The sequence below is a fragment of the Mesorhizobium maamorense genome, assembly GCF_044998965.1.
Lineage (GTDB): Bacteria > Pseudomonadota > Alphaproteobacteria > Rhizobiales > Rhizobiaceae > Mesorhizobium.
Map to the genome: position 1 here is coordinate 2,967,929 of NZ_CP173356.1, position 20,589 is coordinate 2,988,517.

The window sequence follows — 20,589 nt, forward strand, 5'->3', positions numbered from 1 at the left end:
CAAACCGGATTTCATTGCGCTGGCGCGTTTCGCTCCCGGCAGGAAAGGTCGATAATGGCAGTCACCCTTGATCAGACGATCGCGCAGAAACAGCACAGTTTTCTGTCGCGGCTGCTCTCCAGCCAGACGTTCTGGGTGGTGATCGCCGTCATCCTCGCCTGTATCTTCCTGTCCTTTGTCACGGATGCCTTCGCCACCCCGAAGAACCTCTTCAACATCACCCGCAACGTCACCTTCGTCGCCATTGTCGCGCTGGGCATGACCTTCGTCATCATCACCGGCGGCATCGACCTCTCGGTCGGTTCGGTGCTGTGCCTGTGCTCGATGGTGCTGGCCGTTACCATGCATGCCGGGTTTTCGATCGAAGTCGGCATCCTGGCTTCGATCGTCACCGCACTCGTCATCGGCGGCTTCAACGGCATTCTGATCGCCTATCTCGGCTTTCCGCCCTTCGTGGTGACGCTCGGCATGCTGTCGATCGCCCGCAGCCTCGCCATGGTCGCCTCCAACAACACCGTCGTCTTCCAGTTCGGGCCCGATCACGACAAGCTGCTGGCGCTGGGCGGCGGCGCCTGGCTGTTCGGGATCGCCAATCCGGTGCTCTACATGATCCTTTTGACGCTGATCACCGGCTTCGTCCTGCGCTGGACCAAGTTCGGCCGGCACATCTTCGCCATTGGCGGCAACGAGCATGCGGCGACGCTGACCGGCGTTCCGGTGCGCCAGATCAAGGTCGCCGTCTACATGATCTCGGCGCTGTCGGCGGGAATAGCCGGCATCATCCAGACCGGCTGGCTGGGCGCCGTCACCACCAATCTCGGCAACGGCATGGAGCTGCAGGTCATCGCCGCCACCGTCATCGGCGGCGCCAATCTCGCCGGCGGCGTCGGCACCGCTTTTGGGGCCATCGTAGGTGCCGCCCTCATCGAGGTGATCCGCAACAGCCTCGGCCTGCTCGGTATTAACGCCTTCTGGCAGGGCACCTTCATCGGCGGCGCCATCCTGCTGGCGGTGCTGTTCGACCGCATCCGCAACTTCAGGCGAAGCGACTAAAAGCCTGTCTTCGCCGAAGCGGCGTTCATTTCGGTCCTATCGCTCAGTCTGAAAATCGGCTGAAGCGGCCTGCCGCGAATACCGGGCGTGCGGCTATGCCTTGACGGATACGGAAAACCGGCCGCACAATCCCCAAGCAGGCGAAGGGAGGCCAGTCGCCTGCGGGAGGATATACCCATGACGGAAGCGATCAGGCTCTACTGGGGCCGGTTCGGACATGTTTCTGTCCTGAATGTCGCGAGCGACTTCGTCACCCATGCCCATGTCGAGGCACATCTCATCATCTGGCTGGAAGGCACCGCCGGCGAGATGACCATCGGCCGTGAGACGGTCCTGCTTGGACCTGGCACGGCTGCCGGCATCAACTCGCTGCAGCCGCATAGCCATGTGCTGTCGCACGACGGCACCCCAGGCCTGTTCCTCGCCTTTTACATCGACCCGGACTGGGCACGGCGGCGCCGTGACCTGCCCTCGTCCGCGCCGCTTTTCGCGCAGGCGGCAATCACGCTCGAACCCTGGCTGCACCAGGCTGCTGCCGGCCTGCTCGATCATCTGACCGACAATGAGAGCATCGACGATGTCGCCAATTACGAGATCGAGCGCTTCATCGACTCGGTGCTCGATGCCGCCGACGCTTCAGCTCCGCAGGAGCCGCGCGGCCGCGTGAACACCATGCAGGATTTCCGCGTCCGCAAGGCGATCCAGCTGATGAAAGCCAATGTCTGCGAGCGTATCTCCTTCGATGACGTGGCGCGCAGCGTCGGCCTGTCGCGGCCGCATTTCTTCGCCCTGTTCAAGGAACAGACCAGTTTGACGCCCAACGTCTACTGGAACACGCTGCGCATGGAGGAAGCGGTGCGCCAGCTCCAGTGGTCGCATGAGCCGCTGATATCGGTCGCCTGCAATCTCGGCTTCACCACCCAGGGCAATTTCTCGCGTTTCTTCCGCGACCATGTCGGCGTGCCGCCGACGCTCTATCGCGAAGCGGCGCGAGCAGTGTCCTGACGGGCCGGAAAGCGGCTATTTTCAGACTGATTGATACGTGCCCAAGACGCATTGATAAGCACCGCGACCACGATCGGCCTACCGTCCCAAGCAGAACGTTTGCAGGGGAAAGAGCATATGGCTGATGTCACCATCTCCACCGTCATCGACGCGCCGGTCGAAAAGGTCTGGGCGCGCATCCGCGACTTCAACGGACTGCCGAATTGGCATCCGCGCATGGTCGAAAGCCATATCGAGGACGGCAAGGACGCCACCACGATCGGCTGCGTGCGCAACTTCCAGCTGGCCAGCGGCGCGCGGCTGCGCGAAAAGCTGCTCGATTTCTCCGATGAGAATTTCCTCGTCAGCTATTCGATCCTGGAAACGCCGCAGCCGCTCACCAACCACAGGGCTACGCTGCAATTGCGGCGCGTCACCGACGGCGACCGCACCTATGCCGAATGGACCGCCAGCTTCGACGCAGCACCCGAAGAAGCCGACAAGCTGGCCGAGGGCATGGGCGCCAATGTCTTCCAGGGCGGCTTCAACGCCCTGAAGAGCCATTTCACCGGCCAGGGTTGAGGAGCGGGCCATGGCGCTGGCATTGCAGAGTTTTGCAACGGTGAAAGACGCCAGCGCGGCGCTGAAAGCCGCCGGCACGCGCTATCTCGGCGGTGGCACGCTCGTCTTGCGCGCCGCCAATGAGGGCGACGTTTCGGTCTCCGGCCTTGTCAGGTCGACCGACCCGGCCTTGTCGGTCATCACGGTCTCCGGCGGCACGATCCGCATCGGCGCTTCGGTGACCATGGCGGCGATCGCCCGCCATCCCGAGCTCGGCCAGCTTGCCAAGGCCGCGCGTGCCGTTGGCGGTCCGGCGATCCGCAACATGGCGACCGTCGGCGGCAATCTGTTTGCGCCAAGCCCCTATGGCGATTTCGCAGTCGCCCTGCTGGCGCTGGACGCCATGGTGAGCACCAATGACGGCGAAATGCCGATGGAAGCGTTTCTGGCCAAGCGGGGCGGGAGCCGCGCGATCGTCACCTCGGTCAGCTTCACGCGGCCGGCGCAGGGAAGCTTTCGATTCGTGAAGGTCTCGCGGGTAAAGCCCAAGGGCGTCTCGGTGCTCAGTATCGCCGCTATCCTGGAACAAGCCGGCGACGGCACGATATCCTCGGCGCGCATCGCGCTCGGTTGTATGGCCGACCGGCCGATGCGAGCCAAGACAGCCGAAAAAGCGCTGCTCGGCAGGACACTGGACGCGGACGGCATCGCTTCGGCACTGGCCGCCGCGGGCGACGGCACCGCACCAATCACCGACCCGATCGCCAGCGCCTGGTATCGCGCGCAAGTGCTGCCGGTTCATCTCGGTCGGCTGCTGCTCAGCTAGTCACATTCGGGGCGCGCGCTTGCCCTGCGGGACAGGCGCGCAAGGAGGAAGAATGGCAAAGGTTCCCGTCCAGTTCACGCTCAACGGTTCTGAGAAGGCCGAATTCGTCGAAAGCGGCACCACGCTGCTCAACGCCTTGCGCGACAAGATCGGCGACACTTCGCCGAAGGGCGGCTGCCATCAAGGCACCTGTGGCGCCTGCTCGGTGATCGTCGACGGTGAGCTCCGGCTGTCCTGTCTGACGCTCGCCGAAACCTGCAACGGCGCTGCCATCACCACCACATCGGGTCTTGCCGAAGGCGGCGTCCTGCATCCGCTGCAGCGCGCCTTTCTCGACGCCTTCGCCACCCAATGCGGCTTCTGCACGCCGGGCATGCTCATGGCGGCCAAGGTGTTGCTCGACCACACGCCCGATCCCAGCCGCGACGATGTCGTCGAAGCGCTGTCGGGCAACATATGCCGCTGTACAGGCTACGAGCCTATCATCCAGGCGGTGCTCACCGCCGCTCGCGCCAACTCGCAGAACGCGGCCTGAGGGAAGCAAGATGGAACTGCGCAAAAGCTATTTTTCGGACGTCCGCAAGGATGACCTCAACGAGATCGGCCAGCCGAGGCCCCGCTCGGATTCGCCCGGCCATGTCACCGGCAAAACCGCCTATTTCGCCGACCGCAACTTTCCCGGCATGCTGCATCTGAAGATGGTGCGCAGCCCGCACCATCATGCCCGCATCCGATCGATCGATACGTCCGAAGCCGAAAAACATCCGGGCGTGGTGAAAATTCTCACCGCCAGGGACGTCCCGCACAATGTCTACACCATCCTGATCCTGATCCAGATCGGGCCGGAGGACGAGGCGGTTCTGGCCGACGGCAAGGTGCGCTGGAAGGGCGAGGCCGTGGTGGCGGTGCTGGCCGAGACGGAGCGCGCCGCCCAGGAAGCCGCGGCCAAGGTCAAGGTCGACTACGAGGTGCTGCCGGCCGTCTTCGACATGGAGGAAGCGCTGAAGCCCGGCGCGCCCCTCGTCAACGAGTATCACGGCCAGAACTACTATCTCTATGACAGCGGCGAGTGCCGCAAGGTGCGCTTCGGCGATGTCGAGGCGGGGTTTGCCGAGGCCGACTACGTCCTCGAACAAAGCTACCAGTCCTCGCCGATAGAGCATGCGCCGACCGAGACCACCGGCTGTATCGTGGCACCGGAGGGCAATGACCGCTTCACCTGCTATACCAACACGCAGGCGATGTTCTTCACCCTCGACAACACGTCGATCATTTTGCAGATGCCGGGCAGCAAGCTGCATTTCGTCGGCGGCACGGTCGGCGGCGGCTTTGGCGGCAAGGTCGATGTCATCGTCGAACCGATCGCGATCCTCGGCGCCAAGCTAACAGGGCGACCGGTCTGTTTTACCTACAGCCGCGAGGAGGAGATGCAGATCTCGTCACCTCGCGCGGCCGAAAAGGTCGTCATCAAGGACGGCGTGATGAAGGACGGCCGCATCGTCGCGCGCAAAGTCACCGGCTACACCGACGCCGGCGCCTACTCCCGCCATTCGCCCTATGGCGCCCAGAAGGGCGCGGGGCACTATCCCGGCCCCTACACCATCCCCAATGTCTGGATCGACACGTACTGCGTCTACACCAACCGCACCCCCTCCTCCGCCATGCGCGGCTTCGGCGTCACCATCGGTGACTTCGCGCTGGAGGTGCAGATGGACAAGCTGGCGCGGCTGATCGGCATGGATCCGCTCGAATTCCGCTTCATCAACGCCTATCGCGACGGCGATATGAAGGCGCATCGCCAGCCGACCGAAGGGGCGGCCCTCATAGAGTGCATGCAGGAGGCCTCGCGCGCGGCCAACTGGCCCGTGGCTGAGAAATACATGGCAATGTCCTCCTACGTGAAGGGAGCTTGAGATGGCGATCAGGCGTGGACGCGGCGTCGCCGCGATTAACTATCCCACGGGCATGAACCTTGGCGGCGATCCCACCCAGGCGCTGGTGCATTCGACCCCAACCGGCAATTTCATGGTGACCCTATCATCGGTCGATCTCGGCCAGGGCATGAAGCAGATCATGGCGCAGATCTGCGCCGAGACAATCGGCGTGCCGACCGACCGCGTCGTCGTCGACACCGCCGATACCGACACCGGCCCGCACTGCATGGGCACTTTCGCCTCGCGCGGCACGCACCGCGCCGGCAACGCCGTCATCCAGGCGGCGAGGGAAGCCCGCCAGGTGATGCTGGAAGTGGCGGCGGAGGAATTGGAGGTGAACGCCTCCGACCTCGAGACCGACGGCCAGGGCAACATCCTGGTGAAAGGCGCGCCGCAGAAATCGATCTCGATCTTCGACGTCGCGCTTTCGGCGCATTTCAAGCGCGGCCGCTCGATCTCGGGACGCGGCATGTTTCTCATCCCGCGCTCCTATCCGGAGAAGGAGACCGGCGCGATGAAGCCGTCGACCTGCTACGCGCATGCCTGCACCGTGGCGGAGGTCGAGGTCGACGACGAGACCGGCGAGGTGACGGTGCTGGCGGTGAAGAACGTCTTCGAGATCGGCCGTGCGCTGAACCCCAAAATGGTCGAGCAGCAGCTGGTCGGCGGCTCCTGGATGGGCATCAGCCACGCGCTCTACGAAACGACCGAGCCCTATTATCCCAGCCGTGACCACGGCGGCACCGACTTCAATCAGTATCTGATGCCAGGTCCCGGCGATCTGGCCGAAACCGAGGTCATCGTGCTGGAGCGGCCCTCGGCAGATGGTCCTTACGGCGCCAAGGGGCCCGGCGAAATGTGCGCCAATCCACAGATTCCGGCGGTCGCCAATGCCGTTTTCGACGCTGTCGGCGTGCGCATCGACACGCTACCGATCACGCCGGAACGCATTTTGCGTGCGCTCAAGGCGCAAGCGACGACCTGAGGACCGACATGCCCGAGGTAAACGCCGAAACGGTCGCGACTTCGCCAGAAGCGGTCGCCGAGCGCCTCGCTGCCTCGCATTATCTGGCTGATGAAAGCCTGGCGACGGCCATCTTCCTGGCGATCCGGCTGGGCAAGCCGCTGCTGCTCGAAGGCGCTCCGGGCGTCGGCAAGACGGAAGCGGCCAAGGCAATCGCCGGGCTGCTCGGCCGCGATCTGGTGCGGTTGCAATGCTATGAAGGCATAGACGCCGCGCATGCGCTCTATGAGTGGAACTACCAGCGCCAGCTGCTCGCCATCCGCCATGCCGGCGAGCAAGAAGTCGATATCTACGACGACCGCTTTCTGATCGCCCGCCCGCTGCTGCAGGTCCTGAAGGCGCCGGAGCAGCGCATCCTGCTGGTCGACGAGATCGACCGTTCCGACCACGAATTCGAGGCGCTGCTGTTGGAGTTTCTTTCCGACTTCCAGATCAGCATTCCCGAGCGCGGCACCATCCGCGCCACCGCACAGCCGATCGTCATCCTGACCTCCAACCGCACCCGCGAACTCGCCGAAGCGCTCCGGCGGCGTTGCGTCTATCACTGGATCGGCTATCCCGATGCCGAGCGTGAGGCGGCCATCATCATGCTGCGCGCCGGCGATGTCGCAGAGGCAACGGCACGCGCGGTGGCCACAGCCGTGCAGACCATCCGCGCGCGTCCACTCGCCAAGCCGCCCGGCATCGCCGAGGCGGTCGAATGGGCCAATGCCGCGACCATTCTCGAAAAAGGCGGCAGTCCATGGCCGGAAGCCTTCCGCCGCGCCATCGGCGTGCTGATCAAGGACGAGGAGGATCTGTCCTACATCGCGCCCGAGCTCGGCCGGATCGTCGACGAGGTGCTGGCGTGAGCCGCGACGTCATTCAGCAACGCGGGCGGGGCAGCGCCCCCTCTGTCCTGCCGGACATCTCCCCCGCGCCGCAACGCCCTTGCTCAGCTTCGCTCGCCTGCTGCGCCGCTACGGCTTCGCTATTGCCCCGGAACAAGTCTCCCGCTTCATGCAGGCCATGACCCTGCTGGGGCCGCGCTCAATGGCGGACATCCGTGAGGCGGCCCTGGCCACACTAGCGCCGCCGCCTGACCGCCGCGACGAATTCGAAGCGCATTTCCAGAGCCATTTCTATGGCAACGCGTCAGCTGTGATCGAAGGCGATGCAGACGAGGAAACGCGCATCAAGGATGATGGCGGTGCCGACGACGAACGGATCGAGGCCGAGCAGAAACAGCAAGGCGGCGAGTTGTCTTCCGCCCTGGAGCAGTTGAGCTCGCGCGACTTCCAGCGCGACGACGACAGTCTGACCGCGTTTCGCCGAAAGCTGTCATCGGCCCTGCCCGCCCGACGTTCCTTCCGCACCGTGCGTACCCATTCGCGCGGCAAGCTCGACCTGCGCCGCTCGCTCAGGGAAATCGTCGGCGCAGATGGCGATGTCCCCTCGCCGCTGCTGCGCCGCCGCCAGACCGTGCCGCGCAAACTGCTGCTCTTGATCGATGTCTCCGGCTCGATGAAGCTGCACACCGCCGACTATCTCAAGCTGGCGCATGCCGCCGTGCAGGGCGCGGACCGCGCCGAGATCTTTACCTTCGGCACGCGGCTCACCCGCATCACCTCGGCATTGCGCATCCGCGACCGCGATCAGGCGCTGGCGCGTGCGGCGGCCCAGGTCGACGATTGGGATGGCGGCACCCGCATGGGACCGACCCTGCTGGCATTCCTCTCGGTGCCGCGCTTTTCGTCGTTCACGCGCGGCGCCGCGGTCGTCATTCTCTCCGACGCGCTGGAGCGCGGCGACCATGCCGAACTGGAGATTGCCATGCGCAGGCTTAGCGCCCGCGCCTTCCGGCTGTCGCTGGCGACCCCGCTGGCCGGCGATCCGCGCTTCCAGCCGGCGACAGCGGCGCTGCGCGCCATCCTGCCCGACCTCGACGATCTGGTCGACGGCTCGTCGCTGGCCGGCCTCACCGATTTCATCCTGTCGCTCGCACGCCCCGCCCCGGCGGCCGCGACCATCTGGAAAAAGGGTATCGTGATGCAGAAAGCCATCGACGCGCATTTCCACATCTGGCGCCAGAAGGACCAACCATGGCTGGTCGGCCCGATGGTGCCGCGCATCTTCGGCCCTTACGAACCGATCCGCCGCGACTATCCGATCGATGAATTTTTGGCCGACCAAAAAGGTTCGGGCGCCGAAAAAGCCGTTTATGTCCAGACCAATTGGGCCAAGGAGGATTTCGAGAAGGAGGTCGCCTTCCTGCAGAAGACCGCTGACGAGACCGGCTGGCCGCACGCCATCGTCGGCTATGCCGACATGACGGTGGACGATGTCAGGCCGCAGATCGACCGGTTGATGAAATACAGGCTGCTGCGCGGCGTGCGCATGCAACTGCACTGGCACGAGACCCCGGCCTTCCGCTTCGCCGCCTCGGCCGACCAGGTGATCGACCCCAAGGTCCGCGCCAACGTCGCGCGGCTGAAGGATTACGGCCTGTCCTTCGACCTGCAGCTCTTCCCCGCCCAGATGAAGGACGGGCTGACGCTGGTCGGCGAAAACCCGGAGACGAATTTCATCCTGACCCACGCCGGCATGCTGACCGGCATGGAACCGGAAACCACCGAAGCCTGGAAGGCCGGCCTGCGCACACTGTCGGCGGCGCCCAATCTCTACGCCAAGCTGTCTGGCCTCGGCACCTTCGTTCACCGCAACGACCCGGCGCTGATCGCCTACATCATCGACAATGCGATCGATATTCTTGGCAGCGACCATCTGATGTTCGGCTCGAACTTCCCGATCGAGAAGCTCTGGACCGGCCACGCCGAACTGATCAAGGCGCACCGCGATGCGGTGGAGAAGCATGGCACGGCGGCGGAAGCCGACATTTTCTGGAACGCGGCGGAGAAGGTTTACAGGCCGGTGTAGCGCGTCTTTCCTCACTTCACCTCGAACTGTGGATCGACCGGGATCTGCATTGCCGTCACCAGATGGTTGGTCTGTCCCGCCAACCCGATGATCGACACCAGTTCGCCATGCTGTGCGTCTGTCATGCCCTTGGCGCGCGCCGCCGCGGTGTGCGAATGGACGCAATAGGAGCAGCCATTGGCGGTCGACACCGCGATGTAGATCATCTCCTTGGTCAACGGATCGATCGCACTGTCTGCAACCATCACCGCCTTGAGCTGTTCCCAGATACGCTTCAGCGCCGCAGGATCATTGGCCAGCCCGCGCCAGAAATTATTGACGAAATCGGATTTGCGCGTCGCGCGGATGTCGTCGAACACCGCCTTTAAGGCCGGGATTTTCTCCACCTCGGCATCGCTCAGGAGTCTGGTGGTGGCCATGGTGTTTCCTTTCGTTTTTTCAATGCCGGACGTTTGAATCGGACGCTGAACAGCCGCCGCCAATCCATTCACTTCATTCGCCTATTCGCCTTTTGCGACGCAAACAGCACCGCGAGGGTATGTCGAGATTCAAGTCAGGCCGAGTCGAAAACGACGGGTTCCGAGAACCGGAGCGGAGCGTACTTGAAGTACGTGAGCACCGGGAGCGCAGGAAGCCGGCGTTTGCAGGCCGGCCTCACCTGAATACCGACACACCCTCTAATGCACCGCCGCATACATAATCTTCTCCTCCGTCGCCTCCGCCGGCGAAAACTCTTCGACGATGCGGCCCTGGCGGCAGACCAGGATCCGGTCGGACAGGTTCATGATCTCCGGCAGGTAGGACGAGATGACCACGACGGCCAGACCCTCGTCTGCCAGCCGGTTGATGATCTGGTGGATCTCGGCGATGGCGCCGACATCGACGCCGCGCGTCGGCTCGTCGAAGATGACGACGCGCGGCTTCTGCACCAACCCCTTGCCGATAACCACCTTCTGCTGGTTGCCGCCGGAAAGCTCGACCACGCGCGCATTGTCGTTGATCGCCTTGATATTCAGCGTCTTGGTCCATTCGGCGGAAAGCGCGCGCATTTCCTGCTGGTTGATCACCCAGGCCGTTTCGCGGCCGGCTGCCAGCAGCCCGCCGAACAGGTTCTCGGCAATGCCCATCGTCTCGAAAATGCCTTCGCTCTTGCGATCCTCCGTGACGTAGACGATGCCGTCGGCTACCGCTTCGCTCGGCACGAGATAGCGCACCGGCCTGTCGTCCAGCTCGATCGCCCCGCCGCGCAGGAAATCGCGTTTGTAGATGCCGGACACGATTTTGAACGTCTCGGTACGGCCGGAGCCGATCAGCCCGAAGACGCCGGTGATCTGGCCTTCGAAGATCGAGAACGAATTGTTGCGCACGACATTGCTCATTGAGATGTCCTGCACCGACAGAACTTTCTTGCCCGCCTTGCGCAGCCTGGCCTCGTCTCGCTGGCGATAGATCTGCCCGGACAGCGTGCGCCCGACCATGGCGGCAACGATCCGGTCGCGATCGAAGGCCGACGTGTCGTCGGTGATGGCCAACTCGCCGTCGCGCAGGATGGTGATACGGTCGGCAATCAGCAGCGCCTCTTCCAGCGCATGGCTGATGAAGACGATGGAGACGCCGCGCGCCTTGAGCCGCCGGATCAGCGCGAAGAAGTGCCGCTTTTCCTCCGGCGTCAACGTCGCGGTCGGCTCGTCGAAGATGATGATCTCGGCATTGTGGTGCACGGCGCGCGCGATCTCGACCATCTGGCGCTTGGCCGCGCCAAGCGTCGCCACCATGGCGTTCGGGTCGACCGGAAAATTCAGCGACTGCAGGAACTGCTGCGCGGAAATGTAGGTGCCGCGCAGCCGGTTGAGGAATTTCTCGGTGCCGAGATAAAGATTCTGCGCCACCGTCATCGACGGCACCAGGCTGGTCTCCTGGAACACCATTGCGATGCCCGCCTCGAGCGCCGCATGCGGCGAGGCGTAAGCGATCTCGCGTCCCTTGTGGAACATCTTGCCCGAACTGGCGTCGACCACTCCGGCGATGATCTTGGTCAGCGTCGACTTGCCGGCGCCGTTTTCGCCGAGCAGCGCGTGGATCTCGCCCTTGCGCAATTCGAAGCTGACATTCTTGACCGCGGGCACGCCGCGATAATTTTTGGTGACATTCTCCAGGCGCACGATTGGTTCCATCAAAACCCCCGGCATCGACAGCCAACACGCAGTCGCCGCCCTTCGAGGCGACGAACAGTTCGCCATCTTTTTCAACCACGCTGCAAATGCCGTGACGTATGCCGTTGGCGCGGCTGTGCAGGCTGAACCGAGGCTGCATCTTCTGGTCGAGCCTGACCACCAGACCGTAGGAGCGGCCCGGCGACCAGGGCTTGTGGATGCCCATCGTGCGGATGCCGCCGCATTGCAGCGGTTCGAGGAAGCTGCGGCTTGAGGCCAGAGCCGGTGCGATCCAATAGGCCGGCGGCACCTGCTCGATCATGTCCTGACGGTAATGCGTCTCCTGCAGCACGAATTCGATCAGCCGGTTGCGCGGCGCAAACAGGGTCAGCCAGGCGCCGCCATCGGCTGCCGGCGACAGCCGCGCGGGATAGCCGGGCAGATGGGTCAACACCGTCGAGCGGCTGCCGCTTGCCGCCTCGAAGCGGATGAGCTGATGGCGCCAGCTCTCGCTCACCAGCACATCCCTGCCGATGGGATGGAGCCCATAGGGAAAGGCGATGGCGCCGGCCACCTTGCGGAAGGTCCCGCCTGCCGCATTCTGCTTCCAAAGCGATCCGGACGCGCCTTTCTTCATCAGGTCGGCCGCCCATTGTGATGGTGCGAATTCGGCCGAACCATTGGCCAGCCACAGCGCACCATCATCGGCATAGGCGAGCGCGGTGATGCAGCTGACACCAGCCGGTAGCGAAACATCCCTACCGCCGACCAGGAGCTTGCCGCTTTCCAATCCGACCGTCAGCTCACCCGATGGCGAGAACGCCAGCGCGGTAACGGTGGACGCAAAGGTCTCGACCAACTTGGGCGCGGTACCGGCGGCAATCGAATAGACGGCGTTGCCGCTGGAAGCGAGCAGCTTGTCGCCAGAGATCAGCAGATTGTCCGGCTCGGTCAGTTCGGCAAAAGCCGGCGCATCGTCAAGCTGCGTGTTGGGTCGGAAAGCGCCATCCAGCGGCGGGATCGTCACCGCCTTGCCGCGAAATAAATCCAGGATGGGATCGAGGATCATCGCTTTGCTCCCCAATAGGAAGCCGGGCTGGTCCAATTCGGGTCGGCGCCAGCAATCTTGTAGCGGCCGATGCGGTTGTTGAGGATGCCGCCGACGAAGAGATATCCCTTGTGCTCGCGCATCGAGGTGACCATCGGATGCGCGCCGCCCGAGAGGTCGCCCATCGCTTCGACGATGTCGCCCTCCTCCGTGAATTTCACCACGCCCCCGGTGTTGATGTTGGGGAACAGCCATTCGTCCTGCGGCAGCCGGCGTGTCATGCGCTTGCGCATGTCGGGATGGCGCAGCGACAGGTCGAAGCTCGGGGTGCGCATGCCGAGCCACGCCATCCAGTAATTGCCGTCGGAAGCGCGGTTGATGTTGTCGGGGTAGCCCGGCATGTCCCGGATGACGCATTCGGCGGTGCCGGCCTTCGGCCCTTCCAGCCAGTAGCGATGCACACGGCAGGCCCAGCTCTCGGCGAAGAACAGCGACTTGCCATCATGCGCCATGCACACGCCGTTGGTGTAGCGGTAGCCGTCGAGCAGCGTCCTGGTCGATCCGTCCTTCGGATCATAGACCAGCAGGCGGCCGGTGGCGCGGTTCTCGATCGAATCCAGCGCCCAGTCATGCGCGTCGTAGCGCTTGGTCGAGTCGGTGAAATAGATGCGGCCGTCCGGTGCTATGTCGCAGTCGTTGGGATCGCGCAGCCGTGCGTCGTCGACGACCGATGTCCAGGAGCGCGACGTTTCGGCCGACAGGCGTTTGACCTCACGATCGGGCGAGACGGAATAGAGCCCCATGGCGCCGACACAACTGATCAGATTGCCTGATTTGTCGAAGGCAAGGCCGAGCGGAAAGCCGCCGATATGAGCGAACACTTCCGACTTCACATAGCCCGGCGCGAAGAAGCGGACGATCTCGCCATGGCGCGTGCCGCAATAGAGGTGGTCGTCACGGTCGAGAATGACATCTTCCGGTCCTTCCAGTTCGCCGAGCCCGATATGGTCGGCGCCCGACAGCCTGTCGTCGAGTTCGTAGGATGTGCCGGAGCCGGGCGCCGCCGACTGCGTCTCGCCCATCCTGAGATAGACCGGCGCGACATAGACCTCGTTCAGCACCTTGTGGCGGTTCTTCAGCCAGCGGATGTCGATCGTCACCGCCACTGCCAGCATGATGCCCAGCACCATCTGGTTGGTGCCGGTGCCGTAGCCCAGCCTGATCAGGCCGTTGGTCATGGTCAAAACGATGATGGCGCCCATCAGCCCCTTGATCACCGAGCCGCGCCCGCCTCCGAGGCTGACACCGCCGACCACCGCCGCGGTCAGCGCCATGATCTCGAGGTTGAGGCCGGTGCCCGGCCCTGCTCCGCTCAGCCGGCAAGCTATGAGGAAGCCGCCGATCGAGGCGCAGAAGCCTGAGAAGACATAAGTCATGAACACGGTGCGGCGCACACGGATGCCGGCATTGTGGGCAGAGCGCCGGGAGCCGCCAACCGCCAGCACATGCCAGCCGGGCCGCGAGCGCGTCAGCGCGATATGAGTGACGATGGCGAGGATAATGGCCAACCACACCGAGACCGACAGGCCCCAGAAGGTGCCGTCGCCGATGAAGTCGAGCACATCGGAGGTGGCTTGGGACAGCTGCACATCGGCGGCATAGGTGGTGACCAGGATGTCGAACAGCGCCCGCCCGAAAATGAAGGTCACCAGCGTGGTGAGGAAGGCGCGCAGCCTGAGGTATCCGACGAGATAGCCGTTGACGGCGCCGAAGACGAGGCCGGCGGCAAGCGAAGCGGCCAGCGCCAGCCAGATCGACTGTTCGAGGATGAAGAAGACATAGACGGCCGAAAAGCAGGACAGCGCAAAGATCGAGCCGACCGACAGGTCGATGCCGCCGCCAAGCATCACCACCGTCATGCCGGTGACGACCATCGAGAATTCACCGAGCTGGCGGGTCGATTCCTGCAGCGAGGTCAGTTTGAAGAAGCCCGGAATGATCGAACCGAACACGCCGAGTGTTGCCACCAGTGCCAGGAAGGGAATGGCATTGTCGGTCCAGCGCTTGGTCAGTATCTCGCCGACCAGATGGTCGGGCACGAGATTGTAGCGCCAGGCCTGGAGGCGTTCGCGAAAGGACATCAGGTCACTGCTATTGCGAGAGAAGAGAAAAAGGTGGCCGGGTAATCGCTCCGGAGCAATTCTCAACTTCGCCGCTGCCCCTCATCCGCCTGCCGGCACCTTCTCCCCGTGAAGAACGGGGAGAAGGGATAAACTCCAGCGTCTACACCCCCTCTCCCCGTTTTCACGAAGAGAGGGTAAGGTGAGGGGCAGCGCCGAGGTTAGAGATTGTCCACGTACAACCCGGCCGCCATGTTGATATCAGGCGTAAACTCGCGACCTACTTCGCCGCAGCTTCCGCTTGCAGCGCCTTCAGGTCCCAGCAGCTGTCGGGCTTGAGGTCGGCCTTGGTCGTCGCCTTCTCCAGCGTGTAGATGTAGGTGTGCGACGTGCCGGCCGGCTGGCCGCTCTGCAGCAGGAACTTTATGATGGCGTTCATGTCCCCCGACTGCCGGGCAAGGTCGGTCATGACAACCGCGCCATAAGTGCCGTCCTGCAGCTTGTCGCAGTCGGCCGCCTTTTCGCCGCCTCCGGTGGTGACCAGGAAAACCTTGCCTTCGAGCTTGGCATCACGGATCGCGGCCGACGCGCCAGTAGCATCACCATCCCAGAAGTCGATGATCGAGCAGATGTCGGGGTTCTGCTGCAGCATCGTCGTCGTGACATTGCGCGAGGTGGTCGCATCCCAGTTGGAGTCGGGCTTGGCCACGACCTGAAACTCGGGATGCTTTTCCAGTACCTTCATGATGCCGGCGTACTGATAAAGGCTGGAGGAGTTCGCTTGATCGCCCTGCACAAGGCCGATCTTTTTGGACGAGTTCTCGCCGCAGCCCTTGATCGCGGCTTCCGCCTCGAGTTGGCCGAGCCGGTCCCAATCGCTGCCGACAAAGGCATCGGCCGGGAAATTGGCGGGATTGTCGACCAGGATCACGTAGGTGCCGGCTGCCTGCGCCTTCTTCATCAGCTTGGAGTAGGAATTGAGGTCGGGCGCGTGGATGATCAGCACGTCAGGCCTGGTGTCGGAGGAGATGGCATCGGTGATCGCCTGCGCGCCGGCATCGACGACCCAGTTCGGATCGCGCGTCTCGAACGTGCCGCCCCAGGCCTCGACTTCGGTCTTCAGATAGTGCGCCCAGCCCTGCGCCAGGTCGAAGCCCATCGCCAGCGGCACCAGCATGACGCGTTTGCCCTTGAGTGCCTGCGCATAGGCAGCGGGGCCCGGATCGTCGGCAGCGAAGCTCGGCGCCACGAACGCGGTGACCGCAAGCGCCGTCGCGGCGGCCATCAATGTTTTGATCAGTTTCATGTCACATCCTCTGGTTGGTCGTTGTTATTTACGGCCGGCCCCAACCGTCCGCTTTGGTTTAGTCTTCCTGTTTGAGCATGATCTTTTCCGAAAGCCGGTTCCCACTTTTCGGGATCATGCTCTAGATATCGCCCTGCTGCGCCGTCTGTTCGTCACGCGGATTGATGATGCCGTCGACGATGATGGCACCGAGCAGGATCGCCGCCTTGATCAGGTTTTGGTAGAGCAGCGGAATGTCGATGATGGTCATCGCATTGAGCAGGATGCCGATCAGCGCCGCTCCGACCAGCACGTTTCGCACCCCGCCTCGTCCGCCCGAAAGCCCGATGCCGCCGATCACCGCCACCAGCACGATGTCGTAGAGCAGCGTCGAGTTGACGACGCGGGTGTTGATCGAATGCAGGCTGGCCGCTGTCAGCAGGCCGGCGATCAGCGCCACGAAGGCGGAAAGCACATAGCGCAGCACCAGCATCGGCCGCACTGGAATACCGATGTTGCGCGCGGCGACCGGATTATCGCCGGCGAAATAGACGTAGCGGCCCCATTTGGTGTAGCGCAGGAACAGGAAGAACAGGAAAGCCAGTGCAGCGAAGACGAACACCTCGATGGGAATGTCGAGGAAGCGCAGGCCGCCAAGCAGTTCCACCCAATGGCCCTGCGGCACCGGAACCGCATCCTGCGTGATCAGTTGCGAGCGCACATAGCCGAAGACGAAGGAGCCGGTGGCAAGCGTCACGAAGATCGCCGGCACGTCGGCGTAAGCGACGAGAAAGCCGTTGAGCAGGCCGATGGCGAGCACGCCGGCCAGCACATAGGCGAAGGCGAGCCCGTCAGGCGTTCCTGAATTCATCAACTGCAGATACCAGGCGACCGACATCGCCATGATCGCCACCGCCGAGAGGTCGATGCCACGGCCAATGATGACGACCGCCATGCCCAATGCCAATATGCCCAGTACCGAGACCGAACGAACGATGGCAACGAGATTGTTCGGAGCGATGAAGCCCGGCAGGCCTATGGCCGCGGCAATGAACAGCATCACCGCTATGGCAAAGACAATACCTTCCTGGTTCAGGCTCTTGAAACTCGGCCGACCGATCGCGTTCATTGTCTGTCTTCACCCCGGCGGCAGCGCTGCCGCCCCTGGGAAGAAAGCTAATCGGCTCAACGTCGGTTCGTCAAATGAATCCGCGTTCAAAACACGGACTGCCGACGAGACTCGCGATGTGGACGCATTGATTGCTGTGCTGGCGCAATGCCTGGAAACTTCAGCACTTTTAGTAATTGTTTGCGCCATCCCTGCGTCTTGCGCAAGCACGACACCAAGGCGCAAGGCGAAGATGGAATTTAACCCTGCGGTGGATGGGAAAATTCAATTTTCGGTTCCCGGCCATGTGGCCGGAAACCTCGGCGCCGGCGGTCCTCGGCAAACACCAGGAAACGGAACGACGCCACCAGCCCGATGACGCCGATCACCAGGAAGGTGACTCGAAAATCGACGAGGTCCAGCGCCGGCTGGGCCCTGGTGATCTGCGACAGGTTGAGGATCGCCGCAGCTATCGCCACACCGAACAGCATTGCCACCTGCTGCAGCATCGAGGACAGCGTCGCCGCCGAGCTGCGCTGCGCCGCGGCGACATCGGCGAAGGCCAGCGTGTTCAGCGCCGTGAACTGCATGGAACGCGACAGGCCGGCGATCAGCATCAGCCCCACCACGAGCGCCTGCGGCGTCTGCGGCGAGATCGCCGCGCAGGCCATGATCGATGCGGACGCAATGACGCCGTTGACGACCATCACCGAACGAAAGCCGAAGTGGCGCAGCATCGGCGTCGTCACCGTCTTCATCCCGAGATTGCCGAGGAAATAGGCCAGGATCATCATGCCGGCATCGACCGGGCTCATGCCAAAGCCGACCTGGAACAAAAGCGGCAGCAGGAACGGCGTGGCGTTGATCGCGACGCGGAATATGGTGCCGGCCGCAAGCGTCGAGATGGCGAAGGTCAGCACCTTGAACGAGGACAGGTCGAGCAGCGGATGGGGCGCGCGCCGGAGATGCCGCACCGCCAACCAGCCGATGACGATCCCTGCCGCGACCAGCAGCACCGTCGGCAGCACGCCGTCGTCGGGATGCGCGATACGCTCGAGGCCGCAGAGAAGGCAAGCAAGTCCCGCCGATGTCAGGAAGAAACCCGGCCAGTCGAGTGGCTTGGGATCGGCTTCACGGTCACCGGGGATGAAGCGGGCGACCAGCGCCAGCCCGATCAGCCCAAGCGGGATGTTGATGAAGAAATTCCAGTGCCAGGAGAGATAGGTGGTGATGAAACCGCCAAGCACCGGACCAACGACAGGCGCGAACAGCGCCGGCCAGGTGATGAGCGCGGCTGCGTTGAGCAGTTCCGATTTTGACGCGTTGCGCAGCACCAGGATGCGGCCGACCGGCGTCATCAATGCGCTGCCCAGCCCTTGCGCGGCGCGCGCCGCGACGAACTCGGTGAGATTCTCGGAGAAGCCGCAGGCGAGCGAAGCCAGCGTGAACAGTGCGATCGCCACCAGGAAGATGTTGCGCGCGCCGAACCGGTCGGCGAGCCAGCCCGACAGGGGCACGAACACCGCCATGGTCAGCATATAGATGGTGATGCCGATGCTCATCGCCACCGCCGGCACGCCGAAGGAGGCACCCATCTGCGGCAGCGACGTCGAGATGATCGTCGAATCCAAGAGCTGCATGAAGAAGGCGATGGCGACGATCAGCGCCACACGCCGTGAATTCCTGGCTGGGTCGGCTGAAGCTTCAATCTCGGGAATGGCAGTCATGACGGACCGCTTTGAACAGCATTTGACCGACGGCGTCCAGATCCGTGTCCATTCGCGCCGGCCGGAAAGCCGCGACGGCTTTGCCGCCAGGCTCTCCACCGATCTCGGCAAGCCGGTCAAGGCGGTGGCCGATTGGCAAAGTTGCGTCGAGGGCGCCGACATCGTCGTCGAGGCCTCGCGGCTGCCGGAACCGCAGCCGCTGCTGAAGACCGAGTGGATCAAGCGTGGCGCGCTGGTCCTGCCCTACGGCACGATGAGCGCGGTCCGAAATACCTGTCGGTCGGCGGCGCGTCGGCCGGCTTCGTGCCGCTGCAGAAGACGGTAACATCGATCCTGGCCGCCATCCGCCACGAGGCCAATCCGGTGATGCTCGATTTCCTGCCCGTCTCCGAGGGCGTCGAGGACCATGCCACGCAGACGCCGCTGGCCATTTCGAAATGCGCCGCCATGATCGCACTGTGGCGCCGGTTGATCGCTTTCGAACTGATGGCGGCCGCCCAGGCCGTCGACCTGCGCGACGGGCTGACGCTGGCGCCGCGCACAGCCGCTATCCATACGGCGATACGCGCGCTGGTGCCGGCGCTGAAGGAGGATCGGCCGCTCGGCATCGAAGCCGAAACGCTTCATGCTGCGCTCGCCAGCGACAGATGGCAGCCGACCTTAGCCCCGACCGACCTTGTCCAGGAACAGGCGTAGCTCGGCCGGGTCCATGTGCACCACATGCCTGTCCTCGGGATAGACGCCGCTGTTGACGTCGGCGACATATTCGGAGAATGCGGCCACCCGCTCCGCCTGCAACCGATCATATTCAGCGGCGAAGTTGCGATAGACCTTGGAGTGTCGTGGCATGTGACCCCGGTTCTGCCCGAGGATATCTTCGGCGAACAGATATTGCGCGTCGCAACCGGTGCCCGCGCCCATCGACAGCATGATCAGCGAGGTACGCTCGGAGATCGCCTTAGCGACCTCGACCGGCACCACTTCGATTTCGGCGCCGATGGCGCCGGCGGCCTCGAGCTGTTTCACCGCTTCGAACACCTGCATGGCGGCGCCGGCGGTCTTGCCTACCGCCTTGAAGCCGCCGGTCCACGTCGCGCGGGATGGAATGAGGCCGACATGGCCGATGACGGGGATGGCATCGTCCGCCATCCGCTTGATGGTGGCGTAGCCCGCGCTGCAATAGACCGCGTCGGCGCCGGCCTTGTAGACCCGGAAAGCCCAACGCAGGAAATCATCCGATGTGCCGATTTCGTAGAAATTGTCTCCCGGCATGGTGAACAGGCTCGGTGCCGCATCGCGGTATTGCGGGTTGAGCACGAGTTCCGGCGGCACGGAGACGATATCGACCCCTGCCCGCTCGGCAGCTTCCGCCTCGTCCAGGGTCAGCACGCGCAGCATGGTCAGCCGACGCTTGCCTTTCATGGCGCGCAGGTCGGCGACGGTCGGTCTCTTTCGGCTCATTAAACGTTCCTCTTTTGCTTGCCGCGGTGCCGGATCGGTGTGCCGCGCTTCAGATCTCGATCATCACCTTGCCAGCTTCGACCTTCACCGGATAGGTCGCAAGATTGACGCAGACCGGCGCGCCCTTGGCCTGGCCGGTCTTATAGTTGAAGCGGCCATTGTGCTTGGGACATTCGATGATGTCGTCCATCACCAGCCCGTCGGCGAGATGTGCCTTCTCATGCGTGCAGAAACCGTCGGTGGCGAAGAATTCATTGTCCGGGGAGCGATAGATCGCGAAGGTTCGGCCACCGTGGTCGAAGCGGATGACATCCTCTTCCTCGACATCGTCCACCGCACACGCTTCAATCCAATCGGCCATCTCTGTCTCCCGCAACCATTCGCGCCCC

The 20,589-nt window shown here is 63.6% G+C and carries 18 protein-coding genes and 3 pseudogenes; 13 read left to right on the top strand and 8 right to left on the bottom strand.

The features are described 5' to 3' along the window. The first annotated feature begins 54 nt into the window (after nucleotides 1-54). The 10 genes and pseudogenes from ACIU1A_RS15010 (at nucleotide 55) to ACIU1A_RS15055 (ending at nucleotide 9,298) form a co-directional block, all read left to right on the top strand. Complete coding sequence (locus ACIU1A_RS15010) at nucleotides 55-1,053, top strand: ABC transporter permease (RefSeq protein WP_404927616.1); 999 nt, start codon at nucleotides 55-57, stop codon at nucleotides 1,051-1,053. Nucleotides 1,054-1,230: 177 nt separating this feature from the next. Then, nucleotides 1,231-2,058: an AraC family transcriptional regulator gene (locus ACIU1A_RS15015; protein ID WP_140630792.1), complete on the top strand. Its 828-nt coding sequence runs from the start codon at nucleotides 1,231-1,233 to the stop codon at nucleotides 2,056-2,058. A 117-nt stretch (nucleotides 2,059-2,175) separates the two neighbouring features. Continuing rightward, on the top strand, nucleotides 2,176-2,619 hold the full coding sequence (locus ACIU1A_RS15020; protein ID WP_140567548.1) for an SRPBCC family protein: 444 nt from the start codon (nucleotides 2,176-2,178) through the stop codon (nucleotides 2,617-2,619). A 10-nt stretch (nucleotides 2,620-2,629) separates the two neighbouring features. Continuing rightward, on the top strand, nucleotides 2,630-3,424 hold the full coding sequence (locus ACIU1A_RS15025; protein ID WP_140499860.1) for a xanthine dehydrogenase family protein subunit M: 795 nt from the start codon (nucleotides 2,630-2,632) through the stop codon (nucleotides 3,422-3,424). A gap of 52 nt (nucleotides 3,425-3,476) precedes the next feature. After that, a complete protein-coding gene (locus tag ACIU1A_RS15030) occupies nucleotides 3,477-3,959 on the top strand; it encodes a (2Fe-2S)-binding protein (RefSeq protein WP_140499861.1) in 483 nt (160 codons plus the stop codon). A 10-nt stretch (nucleotides 3,960-3,969) separates the two neighbouring features. After that, nucleotides 3,970-5,337, top strand: coding sequence for a xanthine dehydrogenase family protein molybdopterin-binding subunit (locus ACIU1A_RS15035; RefSeq protein WP_140557949.1), 1,368 nt, complete (start codon nucleotides 3,970-3,972; stop codon nucleotides 5,335-5,337). Between the two features lies 1 nt (nucleotide 5,338). After that, entirely contained in the window at nucleotides 5,339-6,343 is a 1,005-nt protein-coding gene (locus ACIU1A_RS15040; protein WP_140499865.1) for a xanthine dehydrogenase family protein molybdopterin-binding subunit, read from the top strand. An 8-nt stretch (nucleotides 6,344-6,351) separates the two neighbouring features. Next, nucleotides 6,352-7,233 carry a MoxR family ATPase gene (locus ACIU1A_RS15045; protein WP_140515853.1) on the top strand — a complete coding sequence of 294 codons (882 nt, stop codon included), beginning with the start codon at nucleotides 6,352-6,354 and terminating at the stop codon, nucleotides 7,231-7,233. A gap of 181 nt (nucleotides 7,234-7,414) precedes the next feature. Then, nucleotides 7,415-8,323: pseudogene (locus ACIU1A_RS15050) on the top strand (VWA domain-containing protein); the annotation flags it as partial. Nucleotides 8,324-8,410: 87 nt separating this feature from the next. Further along, nucleotides 8,411-9,298: an amidohydrolase family protein gene (locus ACIU1A_RS15055; RefSeq protein ID WP_404927922.1), complete on the top strand. Its 888-nt coding sequence runs from the start codon at nucleotides 8,411-8,413 to the stop codon at nucleotides 9,296-9,298. An 11-nt stretch (nucleotides 9,299-9,309) separates the two neighbouring features. On the opposite strand, the gene ACIU1A_RS15060 is transcribed toward ACIU1A_RS15055, so the two are convergent. Both ACIU1A_RS15060 and ACIU1A_RS15065 read right to left on the bottom strand, forming a co-directional pair. Beyond that, the gene (locus tag ACIU1A_RS15060) at nucleotides 9,310-9,717 is read right to left on the bottom strand and encodes a carboxymuconolactone decarboxylase family protein (protein ID WP_140499869.1); all 408 of its coding nucleotides are present in this window, start codon (nucleotides 9,715-9,717) and stop codon (nucleotides 9,310-9,312) included. Between the two features lie 258 nt (nucleotides 9,718-9,975). Further along, nucleotides 9,976-11,472 (bottom strand): sugar ABC transporter ATP-binding protein, encoded by a 1,497-nt coding sequence (locus ACIU1A_RS15065; RefSeq protein ID WP_140499871.1) that lies wholly within the window; start codon nucleotides 11,470-11,472, stop codon nucleotides 9,976-9,978. 704 nt (nucleotides 11,473-12,176) lie between these two features. Between ACIU1A_RS15065 and ACIU1A_RS15070 the strand changes: the two genes are divergently transcribed. Next, entirely contained in the window at nucleotides 12,177-12,341 is a 165-nt protein-coding gene (locus ACIU1A_RS15070; protein ID WP_404927617.1) for a hypothetical protein, read from the top strand. 175 nt (nucleotides 12,342-12,516) lie between these two features. Here ACIU1A_RS15070 and ACIU1A_RS15075 read toward each other — a convergent pair whose 3' ends face one another. The 4 genes and pseudogenes from ACIU1A_RS15075 to ACIU1A_RS15090 all read right to left on the bottom strand — a co-directional run. Continuing rightward, nucleotides 12,517-14,640, bottom strand: a complete 2,124-nt coding sequence (locus ACIU1A_RS15075; RefSeq protein WP_404927618.1) for an ABC transporter permease — start codon at nucleotides 14,638-14,640, stop codon at nucleotides 12,517-12,519. Between the two features lie 259 nt (nucleotides 14,641-14,899). Continuing rightward, nucleotides 14,900-15,925 carry a sugar ABC transporter substrate-binding protein gene (locus ACIU1A_RS15080; protein WP_140499876.1) on the bottom strand — a complete coding sequence of 342 codons (1,026 nt, stop codon included), beginning with the start codon at nucleotides 15,923-15,925 and terminating at the stop codon, nucleotides 14,900-14,902. 121 nt (nucleotides 15,926-16,046) lie between these two features. Next, nucleotides 16,047-17,033 (bottom strand): ABC transporter permease, encoded by a 987-nt coding sequence (locus ACIU1A_RS15085; RefSeq protein WP_404927619.1) that lies wholly within the window; start codon nucleotides 17,031-17,033, stop codon nucleotides 16,047-16,049. Nucleotides 17,034-17,307: 274 nt separating this feature from the next. Continuing rightward, nucleotides 17,308-18,739, bottom strand: a pseudogene (locus ACIU1A_RS15090) (DHA2 family efflux MFS transporter permease subunit); the annotation flags it as partial. Nucleotides 18,740-18,752: 13 nt separating this feature from the next. Between ACIU1A_RS15090 and ACIU1A_RS15095 the strand changes: the two are divergent. Together ACIU1A_RS15095 and ACIU1A_RS15100 are read left to right on the top strand one after the other, a co-directional pair. After that, nucleotides 18,753-19,004: pseudogene (locus ACIU1A_RS15095) on the top strand (ornithine cyclodeaminase family protein); the annotation flags it as partial. A gap of 38 nt (nucleotides 19,005-19,042) precedes the next feature. After that, nucleotides 19,043-19,435 (top strand): aromatic amino acid lyase, encoded by a 393-nt coding sequence (locus tag ACIU1A_RS15100; RefSeq protein WP_404927620.1) that lies wholly within the window; start codon nucleotides 19,043-19,045, stop codon nucleotides 19,433-19,435. Here the strand turns inward: ACIU1A_RS15100 and ACIU1A_RS15105 are convergent. Together ACIU1A_RS15105 and ACIU1A_RS15110 are read right to left on the bottom strand one after the other, a co-directional pair. After that, nucleotides 19,400-20,200 carry a 3-methyl-2-oxobutanoate hydroxymethyltransferase gene (locus ACIU1A_RS15105; RefSeq protein WP_404927621.1) on the bottom strand — a complete coding sequence of 267 codons (801 nt, stop codon included), beginning with the start codon at nucleotides 20,198-20,200 and terminating at the stop codon, nucleotides 19,400-19,402. The two genes, ACIU1A_RS15100 and ACIU1A_RS15105, sit on opposite strands and share 36 nt — an antisense overlap. Nucleotides 20,201-20,249: 49 nt before the next feature. Continuing rightward, nucleotides 20,250-20,561 carry a MocE family 2Fe-2S type ferredoxin gene (locus ACIU1A_RS15110; protein WP_404927622.1) on the bottom strand — a complete coding sequence of 104 codons (312 nt, stop codon included), beginning with the start codon at nucleotides 20,559-20,561 and terminating at the stop codon, nucleotides 20,250-20,252. Nucleotides 20,562-20,589: the final 28 nt, after the last annotated feature.

Bases quoted from the DNA above. Each gene is read 5' to 3' on its own strand.
- ACIU1A_RS15015 (WP_140630792.1), top strand. From the start codon at position 1,231: ATGACGGAAGCGATCAGGCTCTACTGGGGCCGGTTCGGACATGTTTCT.
- ACIU1A_RS15020 (WP_140567548.1), top strand. From the start codon at position 2,176: ATGGCTGATGTCACCATCTCCACCGTCATCGACGCGCCGGTCGAAAAG.
- ACIU1A_RS15075 (WP_404927618.1), bottom strand. From the start codon at position 14,640: ATGTCCTTTCGCGAACGCCTCCAGGCCTGGCGCTACAATCTCGTGCCC.
- ACIU1A_RS15070 (WP_404927617.1), top strand. From the start codon at position 12,177: ATGCAGCTGACACCAGCCGGTAGCGAAACATCCCTACCGCCGACCAGG.
- ACIU1A_RS15040 (WP_140499865.1), top strand. From the start codon at position 5,339: ATGGCGATCAGGCGTGGACGCGGCGTCGCCGCGATTAACTATCCCACG.
- ACIU1A_RS15035 (WP_140557949.1), top strand. From the start codon at position 3,970: ATGGAACTGCGCAAAAGCTATTTTTCGGACGTCCGCAAGGATGACCTC.
- ACIU1A_RS15030 (WP_140499861.1), top strand. From the start codon at position 3,477: ATGGCAAAGGTTCCCGTCCAGTTCACGCTCAACGGTTCTGAGAAGGCC.
- ACIU1A_RS15105 (WP_404927621.1), bottom strand. From the start codon at position 20,200: ATGAGCCGAAAGAGACCGACCGTCGCCGACCTGCGCGCCATGAAAGGC.
- ACIU1A_RS15055 (WP_404927922.1), top strand. From the start codon at position 8,411: ATGCAGAAAGCCATCGACGCGCATTTCCACATCTGGCGCCAGAAGGAC.
- ACIU1A_RS15060 (WP_140499869.1), bottom strand. From the start codon at position 9,717: ATGGCCACCACCAGACTCCTGAGCGATGCCGAGGTGGAGAAAATCCCG.
- ACIU1A_RS15025 (WP_140499860.1), top strand. From the start codon at position 2,630: ATGGCGCTGGCATTGCAGAGTTTTGCAACGGTGAAAGACGCCAGCGCG.
- ACIU1A_RS15080 (WP_140499876.1), bottom strand. From the start codon at position 15,925: ATGAAACTGATCAAAACATTGATGGCCGCCGCGACGGCGCTTGCGGTC.
- ACIU1A_RS15085 (WP_404927619.1), bottom strand. From the start codon at position 17,033: ATGAACGCGATCGGTCGGCCGAGTTTCAAGAGCCTGAACCAGGAAGGT.
- ACIU1A_RS15065 (WP_140499871.1), bottom strand. From the start codon at position 11,472: ATGGAACCAATCGTGCGCCTGGAGAATGTCACCAAAAATTATCGCGGC.
- ACIU1A_RS15045 (WP_140515853.1), top strand. From the start codon at position 6,352: ATGCCCGAGGTAAACGCCGAAACGGTCGCGACTTCGCCAGAAGCGGTC.
- ACIU1A_RS15010 (WP_404927616.1), top strand. From the start codon at position 55: ATGGCAGTCACCCTTGATCAGACGATCGCGCAGAAACAGCACAGTTTT.
- ACIU1A_RS15110 (WP_404927622.1), bottom strand. From the start codon at position 20,561: ATGGCCGATTGGATTGAAGCGTGTGCGGTGGACGATGTCGAGGAAGAG.